13 protein-coding genes are annotated in these 11,154 nt (G+C 63.3%); 3 read left to right on the top strand and 10 right to left on the bottom strand.

What is annotated here, in order from left to right; translation table 11 throughout:
• Nucleotides 1–8 precede the first annotated feature (8 nt).
• The 8 genes from metK to VK804_RS10650 form a co-directional block, all read right to left on the bottom strand.
• Nucleotides 9–1,271: a methionine adenosyltransferase gene (gene metK / locus VK804_RS10685; RefSeq protein WP_325370761.1), complete on the bottom strand. Its 1,263-nt coding sequence runs from the start codon at nucleotides 1,269–1,271 to the stop codon at nucleotides 9–11.
• Between the two features lie 59 nt (nucleotides 1,272–1,330).
• Nucleotides 1,331–2,683, bottom strand: coding sequence for a hypothetical protein (locus tag VK804_RS10680; RefSeq protein ID WP_325370759.1), 1,353 nt, complete (start codon nucleotides 2,681–2,683; stop codon nucleotides 1,331–1,333).
• Nucleotides 2,684–2,844: 161 nt separating this feature from the next.
• Nucleotides 2,845–3,117, bottom strand: a complete 273-nt coding sequence (locus VK804_RS10675; protein ID WP_325370757.1) for a hypothetical protein — start codon at nucleotides 3,115–3,117, stop codon at nucleotides 2,845–2,847.
• A 174-nt stretch (nucleotides 3,118–3,291) separates the two neighbouring features.
• Nucleotides 3,292–4,410 (bottom strand): cobalamin-independent methionine synthase II family protein, encoded by a 1,119-nt coding sequence (locus tag VK804_RS10670; protein ID WP_325370755.1) that lies wholly within the window; start codon nucleotides 4,408–4,410, stop codon nucleotides 3,292–3,294.
• A gap of 24 nt (nucleotides 4,411–4,434) precedes the next feature.
• Nucleotides 4,435–5,151 carry an ABC transporter ATP-binding protein gene (locus VK804_RS10665; protein ID WP_325370753.1) on the bottom strand — a complete coding sequence of 239 codons (717 nt, stop codon included), beginning with the start codon at nucleotides 5,149–5,151 and terminating at the stop codon, nucleotides 4,435–4,437.
• Complete coding sequence (locus tag VK804_RS10660; RefSeq protein WP_325370751.1) at nucleotides 5,144–5,896, bottom strand: ABC transporter ATP-binding protein; 753 nt, start codon at nucleotides 5,894–5,896, stop codon at nucleotides 5,144–5,146. The genes VK804_RS10665 and VK804_RS10660 overlap by 8 nt, the downstream gene beginning before the upstream one ends.
• Nucleotides 5,893–6,924: a branched-chain amino acid ABC transporter permease gene (locus VK804_RS10655; RefSeq protein WP_325370748.1), complete on the bottom strand. Its 1,032-nt coding sequence runs from the start codon at nucleotides 6,922–6,924 to the stop codon at nucleotides 5,893–5,895. The genes VK804_RS10660 and VK804_RS10655 overlap by 4 nt, the downstream gene beginning before the upstream one ends.
• A gap of 11 nt (nucleotides 6,925–6,935) precedes the next feature.
• Nucleotides 6,936–7,805, bottom strand: a complete 870-nt coding sequence (locus tag VK804_RS10650) for a branched-chain amino acid ABC transporter permease (RefSeq protein WP_325370746.1) — start codon at nucleotides 7,803–7,805, stop codon at nucleotides 6,936–6,938.
• A 30-nt stretch (nucleotides 7,806–7,835) separates the two neighbouring features.
• Here VK804_RS10650 and VK804_RS10645 point away from each other — a divergent pair, with 30 nt between their 5' ends.
• Nucleotides 7,836–8,006 (top strand): hypothetical protein, encoded by a 171-nt coding sequence (locus VK804_RS10645; protein WP_325370744.1) that lies wholly within the window; start codon nucleotides 7,836–7,838, stop codon nucleotides 8,004–8,006.
• Between the two features lie 11 nt (nucleotides 8,007–8,017).
• On the opposite strand, the gene VK804_RS10640 is transcribed toward VK804_RS10645, so the two are convergent.
• Nucleotides 8,018–9,211: an ABC transporter substrate-binding protein gene (locus tag VK804_RS10640; RefSeq protein WP_325370742.1), complete on the bottom strand. Its 1,194-nt coding sequence runs from the start codon at nucleotides 9,209–9,211 to the stop codon at nucleotides 8,018–8,020.
• A gap of 320 nt (nucleotides 9,212–9,531) precedes the next feature.
• Here VK804_RS10640 and VK804_RS10635 point away from each other — a divergent pair, with 320 nt between their 5' ends.
• Nucleotides 9,532–9,807 (top strand): hypothetical protein, encoded by a 276-nt coding sequence (locus VK804_RS10635; RefSeq protein ID WP_325370740.1) that lies wholly within the window; start codon nucleotides 9,532–9,534, stop codon nucleotides 9,805–9,807.
• Between the two features lie 20 nt (nucleotides 9,808–9,827).
• On the opposite strand, the gene purU is transcribed toward VK804_RS10635, so the two are convergent.
• Nucleotides 9,828–10,691: a formyltetrahydrofolate deformylase gene (purU, locus tag VK804_RS10630; RefSeq protein WP_325370737.1), complete on the bottom strand. Its 864-nt coding sequence runs from the start codon at nucleotides 10,689–10,691 to the stop codon at nucleotides 9,828–9,830.
• Between the two features lie 131 nt (nucleotides 10,692–10,822).
• Here purU and VK804_RS10625 point away from each other — a divergent pair.
• The coding region (locus VK804_RS10625) for a uroporphyrinogen-III synthase (protein WP_325370735.1) at nucleotides 10,823–11,154 on the top strand (332 nt) is incomplete at its 3' end.

Here is an 11,154-nt window from a genome sequence, read left to right as displayed (position 1 = left end):
CGTTCATCTCACATCGCCCGCTTCAGCGCGGCGGCGAGGTCGGTTTTCTCCCATGAGAAGCCGCCGTCCGATTCGGGCGCGCGGCCGAAATGGCCGTAGGACGCCGTGCGGCGGTAGATCGGGCGGTTCAGCTCCAGCGAGCGGCGGATGTTGGTCGGCGTCAGCCGGAACATTTCCGGCAGCACCTTTTCGAGCTTCTTCTCGTCGACCTTGCCGGTGCCGTGGGTATTCACCAACAGCGACATCGGATCGGCGACGCCGATCGCATACGCAACCTGGATGGTGCGACGCTCGGCAAGGCCCGCCGCCACCACGTTCTTGGCGAGATAGCGCGCGGCATAGGCGGCCGAGCGATCGACCTTGGTCGGGTCCTTGCCGGAGAACGCGCCGCCGCCATGCGGGGCATAGCCGCCATAGGTGTCGACGATGATCTTGCGCCCGGTGAGGCCGCAATCGCCGTCGGGTCCGCCCACCACGAAATTGCCGGTCGGATTGACCAGGAAGTCGGATGGTTTTTGCGGCATCCAGCCCTTCGGCAGCGCCGTCTCGACCGCGCTGGAGATCATCTCTTTGATCAGGCCGGGCGAATATTTCTTGCCGTTGCGGCTCTTCTCGTTGTGCTGGGTCGAGACCACGACCTTGGTGCAGCCGACCGGCTTGCCGTCCACGTATTTCACGGTCACCTGGCTCTTCGAATCCGGCTGCAGGTCGAACAGCTGGCCGTTGCGGCGCTTCTCGGAAAGAGTCTTGAGAATCTTGTGGGCGAAATAGATCGGCGCTGGCATGTACGAACCTTTTTCGTACACTTCGCTTTCGTTGCAGGCATAGCCGAACATCATGCCCTGGTCGCCCGCGCCCTCTTCCTCGCCGGTCTTTTTCTTCTTGGCGTCGACGCCCATCGCGATGTCGGGCGACTGGCCGTGTAGCAGCACCTCGACGTCGGCGCCGTGATACGAAAAACCGTTCTGGTCGTAGCCGATATCCCTGACCACGCCGCGCGCGATCTCGGAGATCAATTCGCGGTCGACCACCGACTTGCCGTGGATGGTGCGGAACAGCTGGCCGCGGCCCTCGCCGGCGATCACGATCTTGTTGGTCGTGCACAGCGTCTCGCAGCCGAGCCGGGTATTGACCAGGCTGTCGTCGGCAATGCCGAGCTTGACGTCCTTCTCGATGAAGGCGTCGAGGATCGCATCCGAAATCTGGTCGGAAACCTTGTCCGGATGGCCTTCGGAAACCGACTCTGAAGTGAACAGATAAGACTCGCGCATCAACCAACCCCTGTTTCGCCAGACCCCCGGCGGTCCCTTATCCAATATGTCCTGAGTTGTCAGTCGCGACGGCGCGAGATGACGTAGGATTCGTCGTAAAACCAGAGCCCGTTATGCTTGCGCAGAACCTCTCTGACGGCATCGAGCGTACGGCCGCTTTGGGTCATTTCCGTCAACCGGTCGTCTTCGATCTGGGCGACATACACCGCCGCGTTCCATGCTGCAAAGGCCGTCGAGGTTCCGATCGAGCCGGTGACCTCGTTGGGCAGCGCTTCCATATCATAGCGGAAGATCGAACGGTTATCGGCATAGGCATTAAAGTTAAGGTCCCGCCCGGCCGATCCCAGCTCATATTTCACCTCGCGCAATAGCTCATGGCGGCTCACCGCGAAAGGATTTTCTCCGGGCCAGACCGCCTGGATGATCTCCATCCCGGGATCCTGGCCGTGGGAGTGAATTCCGATCAGCCGGCCGCCGGCCCGCAGCGCCCGGGCCAGGGGTGCGATGATACGCTTGGCCCGGAAATTCACAGAAGATTTGGCCCGATAGGGCTGGGAAGCGATGATCAGGTCGAAATTGGCCTCGGTCCGCCCGGCCCGCGGGATGATCTGGTCGAGCAGGAAGCGGTGGTCTTCCCGGTACAGCACGATGGCGACCGGCCGCTCATAGACCGGCATCCCCGAACGCGGGCTGACATTGGCCCGCCAGTTCTGCTCCAGAAACGGCTTTAGCTCGGCGATCTGGGCCTCGAATTCGCCCGATGAGGCGCCCCGCAGCGCCACCTCGTGCCAGATCATGCCGGCGGCCGCCACCGGCGAGGCCGGGGTCAGCCAGGGCGCCTCGGCGTAATACATGTTGGTCAGGACAAAGACGGTCGCCGGATGCTCGAACAGCCGGTCCGGCACCTTTTCCAGCGTCAACCGGACATCCTCCAGGCTGAGCTCCTTGCCCGCGATATAGAACGGCATGTGGGGAAACCGGCCGTGCATCGAGCGCATCACTCGCGCCAGCACGGTGCCGTCGCCGACGCCGGCATCGAATACCCTGAGCGCCGGGGGACGCGGATGGATGCTGGGAAGCTCCAGCGCCACCCGATCCGCGATCACCCGCTTTTCGCTGCAGGTATGAACGAACAGCAGGTATTTCTGGCGATTCTCGAAAAACCGGAAATTGCCCCGGGGATCGCGCTTCTCGGGCGGCGGCTCCAGCCGCCGCGGCGGCACCCCGTCCGGCGAGGAAGCCGCGATATAGGCCTGGATGCGGTCCAGCGTATCGATGGTGATGCGCTTCCCCTCGCGGAGCCGATGCACCAGCTTGCCGTCATTGACGGCCCGCCGGCCGAAGGTCGATTCGGCCATGTCCGACTGGCGGCAGAATTCGGTGATCTGGCTGAGGATTTCCGGGTTTTTCATGCGACGCGGGCGTGGGACAAGCGGGTGGGCAGCGATCGGCGGAGCCGATGTCCTACCAGCTTCTGCCCAATCATGGAAATGCGGGAACGGCACACCGCCCTGCAGCACGGGCGGCATTGCGGCACTTCCGAAGAGTGCCGACAGCAGGCATCGCTGCTAGCTCACGCTTCCGATTGGCTATCGCGATCATATGGCGCCGGTTCGGCGGCGGACCCGGGGGCAGGTTTTGCGGACTCGGCGCTCCTTCGCGACGATGCCGCGAGTTGCTCGAGAGCGACCACCTCGCGCAGCCATCGCTTTCGCGGCTTCGCCGGAAAGCCGCCCCAGAACCCGCCTGCGGAAACGTCCTCGTAGATGGTCGATCGCGACGCCGTAATTGCGCCCTTGCCGACGGTGATGTGCGGAATGATGCCGGTGCGGGGACCCAGTATCACGAAATCTTCCAGCGTCACGCTGCCGCTCAGTCCCGACTGCGCGACAATGATGCAGTGGCGGCCGACGACGCAATTGCGTGTCGAAGACGCGAACCTCAGATGTGCAATTGCACATCTGGGAATCCTTGGATTCCGGGTTCGATGCTTCGCATCGCCCCGGAATGACGACCGTGATTACTTCCCCCACACCTCGTTCGCCACTTCGACCGCGAGGCGCAGCTTGGCCCACTGCTCTTCCTCGGTGAGAATGTTGCCCTCTTCGGTCGAGGCAAAGCCGCATTGCGGCGACAGCGCGAGCTGGTCGAGGGGCGCGTATTTCGCGGCTTCCTGCAACCGCCGCTTGATATCGTCCTTGTTCTCCAGCGCGCCGCTCTTGGAGGTGATGACGCCGACCACCACGATCTTGTTGCCCTTCGGCAGGAAGCGCAGCGGTTCGAAGCCGCCGGCGCGCTCGGAATCGTATTCGAGGAAATAGCCGTCGTAATTGGTGCCGGCCAGCATCGTCTCCGCCACCGGCTCGTAGCCACCCGAGGAAATCCAGGTGGAGCGGAAATTGCCGCGGCAGACATGGGTGGTGATGGTCATGTCGGAGGGACGCTCGGCGATCGCGTAATTGATGATGCGCGCATAGATGTCCTGCAGGCCGTCGGGATTGTCGCCGCGCTCGCGCGCCTTCTTGAGTTCGTCCTGCGAGCAGAGATAGGCCCATACGGTGTCGTCGAACTGCAAATAGCGGCAGCCGGCGTCATAGAACGCCTTGACCGCCTTGCGGTAGGTCCTGGCGAGATCCTCGTAGAACACTTCGAGGTCGGGATAGACCTGTTTCGAGATCGACTTGCGGCCGCCGCGGAAATGCAGCACCGCCGGCGAGGGAATCGTCATCTTCGGCATCACATGCGCGATCTCGGCATGCTTTTTCAGGAATTTGAAATGATCGAGCATCGGATGATCCGCGGGAAAATCGAGCTTGCCGATCACGCGCACCGCGTCGTGCCGGGTCTCGACGCCCGCGAACTGGATGCCGGTCTCGGGGTGAAACAATTCGCAGCCCGTCAGTTTCGCCAGAAAGTCGAAATGCCACCAGGAGCGGCGGAATTCGCCGTCGGTCGCAAGTTTCAGGCCGGTCGACGACTGCCGATGCACGACCTTTTCGATTTCCACGTCCTCGATTTTGCGCAAGTCCTCGGCGGAAATCTCGCCCTTTTCCAGCCTGGCGCGCGCTTCCTTGATCTTGGCCGGCCGCAGCAGGCTGCCGACCTCGTCGGCGCGGAAGGGGGCTCTTAATTTTTGCATGCTTTTACTCCAACTTCCGAAAATTCAATGTGCGGCAGCGCCGGAGACGCCGAGGAAGCGTTCGAGCACCGCGGGATCGGCCTTCAGGGCGGCACTCGGGCCGTCATGGACGATCGCGCCGCGCTCCAATATCACAACGCGGTCGGCCAGCCCTAGAATCTTTTGCGCATTCTGCTCGACGATGATGGCGCAGATGCCCCCGGAACGGGTGATGGCGCCGAGCGCGGCCAGCAGTTCCTCGACGATGATGGGGGCGAGCCCCTCGGTCGGCTCGTCCAACAGCAACACCTTCGGATTCAGCGTCAGGGCGCGACCGATCGCCAGCATCTGCTGCTCGCCGCCGGACAGCTGGTTGCCGAAATTGTTGCGGCGCTCCTGCAGCCGCGGAAACATCTGGTAGACTCTTGCCACCGTCCATGGGCCCGGCTGCGCCACCGCGGTCATGTTCTCTTCCACCGTCAGCGACTTGAAGATATTGCGTTCCTGCGGCACCCAGCCGATGCCGTCCCGCGCCCGCTGGTCGGGACGCATCGCCGTGATGTCCCGCCCACGAAGTGCGATGGTCCCGCCGAAGCGGCGGGTGACGCCTACGATCGAGTTGATCAGCGTGGTCTTGCCGGTGCCGTTGCGGCCGAGCAGCGCCAGCACCTGGCTTTCGGGCAGCCGCAGCGACATGTTGGGCAGCACCACCGCCTCGCCATAGCCGGCGCGCAGGTTCTCGATTGTAAGCAGATCAGGCATCGGCGGCCTCGCCGAGATAGACCGCCTTGACCCGCGGGTCACGCGCCACCTCATCCGGCGGGCCCTCGACCAGCAGCGCGCCGTTGACCAGCACCGAGATGCGGTCGGCGAACGAGAACACCAGATCCATGTCGTGCTCGATCAGCAGCACGGTGACGTCGCGCGGCAGCGCTGCCACCGCGGCGAGGATATCGTGGCGCTCGCTTTCGGGCACGCCGGCGGCGGGTTCGTCCAACAGCAGCACCCGCGGTTTGGCGGCGATCGCGACCGCGATCTCCAGCAGGCGCTGCTTGCCATAGGGCAAGGTCGCCGTCAGTTCGTTCATGACATCGAGCAGATGGAAGCGCGAAAGATTTTCGGCGATCTCGGCATTGACGTCGTCGCGGGTACCCATCACCCGCCACCAGTCGCCACCGCGGCCGAGCCGCTCGGAGACCGCAAGCCCAATGGTCTCGAGCGGCGTCAGGTCATTGTAGAGCTGGTTGATCTGGAAAGTGCGCGACAGCCCGCGCAGTACGCGAGTATGGACAGGCAGATCGGTGATGTCGTTGCCTTCAAGGAGAATGCGGCCGGCGTTTGGCTTGAGCACGCCGGTCAAGAGATTGATCACCGTGGTCTTGCCGGCGCCGTTCGGGCCGATCAGGGCATGGCGGGCGCCCTGCTCGATCTTGAGCGAGAGGTCACGGGTGACCTTGAGGCCGCCGAAATGCTTTTCCAGCCCCTTGGTTTCCAGCGCGAACGTCATGGCGCATCGCTTTCCGGCACGACAACGGCGGCCTTGCTGCCGGCCAATAGCCGGATCACCAGGTTCGGCGCCCACAGCACGCAGCGATGCAGCCGCTGGCGGCCGACCAGCACGATCACCACCAGCACCAGGCCAATCCAGAATTGCCAGTATTGCGGCGTGATCGTCGAAAATACCTCCTGCAGCATCCGGAACACCACGGCGCCGATCAGCCCGCCATAGAGATAGCCGGTGCCGCCGATCACCAGCACCAGCATCAGGTCGGCCGAGCGCTCGAAGGCGAACACATCAAGCGAAGCGAGCTGCGTGCTCTGGGTGAATAGCGCGCCCGCGATCCCGGCATAGAACGCCGCCAGCGTATAGATCGCAATCAGCCGCTTGTTGACGGGGATGCCGATGGCGGCGGCCCGCAGCGGATTGTTCTTGATCGCGCGCAGCGACAGGCCGAACGGCGAATGCACGATCCGCCGCGCCAGCAAAAACAGCAGGAACAGCACCGCAAGGCAGTAGAAGAACCCGACCTTGCCGACCATGTCGAAGGAAAACAGCCCGAGGATCGGCGCCATCTCGATGCCCTGCAGCCCGTCGGTGCCGCCGGTGATATCGGAAAAGCGTTCCGCCAGTGCCTCCAGCAGCAACGCGATCCCGAGCGTCACCATCAGCCGGGTAAGGTCGGCGCCCCTGATCACCAGAAAACTGGTGGCAAAGCCGAGCGCCATCGCGACGAGACCGGCGGCGAGCAGCGCCACGACAGGCTCGGTGATGATGCCGTGCAGCGCGAGCAGCCCCGCGCAGTAGGCGCCGACGCCGAAGAATGCGGCGTGGCCAAGCGAGACGATGCCGGCATAGCCGAGGATCAGATCGAGCGACAGCGCGAACAGCGCCAGCCGCACGATATCGGTCATGATCAGGTAGCGCGACGGAAACAGAAAGGCGCAGGCGAGTGCCAGAATCCAGAACGCGATCTCGCTCCAGTGCCAGCGCGCATGCACCCTGGCGTGAATTCCGACATCGGCTTGCGCGGTCATCGGGTGCGCGCTCAACGGGCGGCGGTGCGGCCGAACAGGCCGTTCGGGCGCCAGATCAGGATCACGATCATCATGGTGTAGATCACGAACGGTCCCATCTTGGGCACGTAATACTTGCCGGCGACGTCGCCGATGCCGAGCAGGAGCGAGGCCAGAAACGGCCCCGTGATGCTGGATGAGCCGCCGACTGTCACGACGATCAAAAAATAGATCATGAACTTCAGCGGAAAATACGGATCGAGCCCGAGGATCTCCGCGCTCAGCGCACCACCCAAGCCGGCCAGCCCACAGCCGAACGCGAAGGTGAACGCAAAAACCTGCGGCACGTTGATGCCGAGCCCGCTCGCGGCGCGCGGGTCGTCGACGGCCGCGCGCAAGCGGCTGCCAAATCTCGTGCGCGCCAGCACCAGCTGCAGCGCCAGCGTCAAGAACCCGCAGATCACGATGATCATCAGCCGGTAGCGGCCGATGCCGACGCCGAAGAAATCGATCTGGCCTTCGAGGGCCTGCGGTATGGTGATGAAGACCCGCGACGATCCCATGATGTAATCGACTGAAGCCACTGACATGAAGACGAGGCCGACCGAGAACAGCACCTGATCAAGGTGGCTGCGGCTATAAAGGTGACGGTAGAGCGAACGCTCCAGCACCACGCCGATCAGCGCGCTCGACGCGAACGCTAGCGGCAGGCCGGCGAAAAACGGCCAGCCGTACCGATTGACCAGCACCGCGCAGACATAGCCGCCGGCCATCGCGAACGCGCCATGGGCGAGATTGACGAAATTCATCAGCCCGAGCGTGACCGCGAGCCCGCAGGCCAGCACGAACAGCAGCATGCCATAGGCGACGCCGTCGAACAGGTTGGTGAACAGCGAGGTCATGGGACGAGCCGGCTACAGGAGGCGTCAGAAATGATGTGCCATATCTACAACGTCATGGCCGGGCTTGTCCCGGCCATCCACGTCTTCCTTGCCGATTGTACGAAGAAAGACGTGGATGCCCGGGACAAGCCCGGGCATGACGATCTTTGCTACAACTTCGAGATTCCGGGTTCGCGAGCCCAGGCTCGCGCCCCGGAATGACGGCTTCGCCGTCACTTCTTCGTCTTGCCGGCGTCCTTGACGTCGGGGAAGGTCGCAAATTCGACGTTGTAGAGCTCGCCGTCGACTTTTTCGACCTTGCGGATGTAGATGTTCTGGATGATGTCGCGGGTTTCCGGATCGATCGAGATCGGCCCGCGCGGGCTTTCCCACTTCATCCCCTTCATGGCGGCGATCAGCGCGTCGCCGTCGGTGTTGCCGTTGGTCTTCTTCAGCGCGTCGTAGATCAAATGAATGCCGTCATAGCCGCTCACCGCCATGAAGCCGGGCCGGTTGCCGAAATCCTTCTTGTAGGCGGCGACGAAATCCTTGTTCATCTGCGAGGGGTGGGCGGCCGAATACAGATGCGCGGTGACGGTGCCGAGCGCCGCATCGCCCATGCCGTTGAGGACGTCATCGTCCATCACGTCGCCGGGCCCGATCACCTTGATGCCGGCCTTGTCGAGCCCGCGCTCGGCATATTGCTTCATGAAGTTGCCGCCCTGTCCTGCCGGCACGAACACGAACATGGCGTCGGGCTTGGCGTCCTTCATGCGCTGCAGGAAGGGTGCGAAGTCGGGATTAGCAAGTGGCACCTTGACCTCTTCGACGATCTCGCCGCCGCCGGCCACAAAATGCTCCTTGAAGAAATTCAGCGCGTCATTGCCGGGCGCATAGTCCGAGGTGAGCGTCGCGACCTTCTTGATGCCGTTCTTGACCGCCCAGTCGCCGATGATGGTGGAGGACTGCGCGAGGGTAAAACTGGTGCGCACGATATAGGGCGAACGCTCGGTGATGATCGAGGTGCCCGCCGCCATCACGATTTCCGGGATTTTCGCCTGCGTCGCCAGTGGCGCCGCGGCCAGCGCCGCCGGCGTGACGCCGAAGCCCGCAATCAAATTGACCTTGTCGTTGACGATCAATTCCTGCGCCAGCCGCTTGGTGTTGTCGGGCACGGCGGCGTCATCCTTGAGGATGATCTCGATCTTCTTGCCGGCGACGGTGTCGCCGTTCTGCTGCATGTACAGCTTGACCGCGTTGTCGATCTGCTTGCCGGTCGACGCCTGGCCGCCGGTCATCGGCAGGATCAGGCCGATCTTGACGGTCTCCTGCGCCTGCGCCTGCGCCTGCGCCGGCGCCAAGGCTGCTGCGCCTGCGAACACCATGAAGGCCGCGGCCCGCGACAACATCTTCGTACCCATGAACATGAACCCTCTCCCTGATCGGTTTCGTGCCTCGAACCGAGTCCCCGGCCCTTGCCTCACCATAGCCCAGATTTTTCGGCCGTGTATCGGCGCGGCATGGCGTCTTATGCGCGCGGCTATGTCAATCTCGACAATGGGTGTGTTCATGGGGTGTGCCCTTGTCGTTGGCGGGATCGCGCTCATGTCAATAAACCGCTTCACGGCTTGAGGTAACTTAATACCTCTATACCGTGAATAAGCCAATTTTACCCATTTGGGATAGGCTCACCGGGCCAATCCGGCTGCCAAGATTCATACCGCGCCAGGGTACGACGCTTCTCGAGATGCCCCGCAATATCAGCAAGTTTGTCCTCGCCCTCGCTGCCGCCCTGCTGGCGTGCAGCCTGAGCGCTTGCGGGACCATCAACCAGAAGCTCGCGGAAGGCGTCGGCGACTATGTTCCGCAGTGGCTCGGCGGCCTGCCGCCGGACGCGCCGCCGCGGCCGGGCACCGCCAAATACGAGGAAATGATGCGGGAGCGGGAAAAGAAGCGTCTCGAGCCGGCACCCACGCCCGAAGCCCAGCAAACCTCGTCGTCGGAGCTCGCCCCCGTTCACTGATCGGCGCCGGCCTCGCCGCCCTAATCCATGAACACGACGGTCTTGCGGCCATTGAGGATTACCCGATCCTCCAGGTGGTAGCGGATCGCGCGCGCCAGCACGCGGCGCTCGATATCGCGCCCCTTGCGGACGAGATCGTCAGGCGTGTCGCGATGGCTGATGCGCTCGACGTCCTGGTCGATGATCGGGCCCTCATCGAGATCGGTGGTGACGTAATGGGCGGTGGCGCCGATCAGCTTGACGCCGCGGGCATGCGCCTGGTGATAGGGCCGCGCGCCCTTGAAGCCCGGCAGGAACGAGTGATGGATATTGATGCAGCGTCCCGACAGTCTTGCCGACATCTCGTCCGACAGTATCTGCATATAGCGCGCCAGCACCACGAGATCGGTGTTGCTCTCGCCGACCAGATTCCAGATCGCGGTCTCCTGCTCGCGTTTGGTCTCCTTCGTCACCGGCAGAAAATGAAACGGGATCTCGCCGAAATCGAGATTGGCGTAGGTCTCGCGCGGGTGATTGGAGACGATGGCGGTCGGGATCATCGCCAGTTCGCCGGTGCGCCAGCGATACAGGATGTCGGCCAGGCAGTGATCGGATTTCGAGACCAGCAGCATCACCCGACGGCGGCTGGCGCGGTCACGCATCTGCCAGTCCATGCCGAAGCGCTCGGCAATGGCCGCGAATCCGGTCTGCAGCGCCGCCAGATTGACCGCGAGATCGGCGGCGGCGAACACCACCCGCATGAAGAAATGCCCGGTCTCGACGTCGCTGAACTGCTGGGCGTCAAGGATATTCTGTCCGTTATGGGCGAGGAAGGTGGAAACAGCGGAAACGATGCCGGGACGATCCGGGCACGACAATGTCAACACATATTGATGATCGGGCATGGAGGGCGCTTGAGGAAGATGAGAGATCGATGATTTCGCGGCCCTGCTCTATCACCGCCGGCGCCCTTGCGCCAATCCCGCGGGGCGCGGCATGATGAACAAACAACGGGCGATCGGCGTTACCCACGACCATGGCTGACAGACTGAACGGCTACCGCATCCTGATCCTGGAAACGCGCGAGGAAGCGCAGTTCTCCCGCTTGCTCACCGAGCAGGGTGCGAATGTGCTGCAATGTCCGATGTTCGCCATCCACGACGCCCCCGACCCCGCGCCGATCGAGGCCTGGATCCGCCGTTTCATCGCGGCGCCCTTCGACTATCTGGTGCTGATGACCGGCGAAGGCCTGCGCCGCCTCATCAAGGTCGCCCGGCACATCGACGTCGAGCAGGATTTTGTCAGTGCGGTCGGCAAAGCGCGGAAATTTGCCCGCGGCCCGAAGCCAGGCCGGGCGCTGCGCGAGAT

The organism is Bradyrhizobium sp. (genome assembly GCF_035484855.1).
Lineage (GTDB): Bacteria > Pseudomonadota > Alphaproteobacteria > Rhizobiales > Xanthobacteraceae > Bradyrhizobium.
The sequence above is the reverse complement of the archived record's forward strand: the minus strand, read 5'-3'. Positions and strand labels throughout refer to the sequence as shown.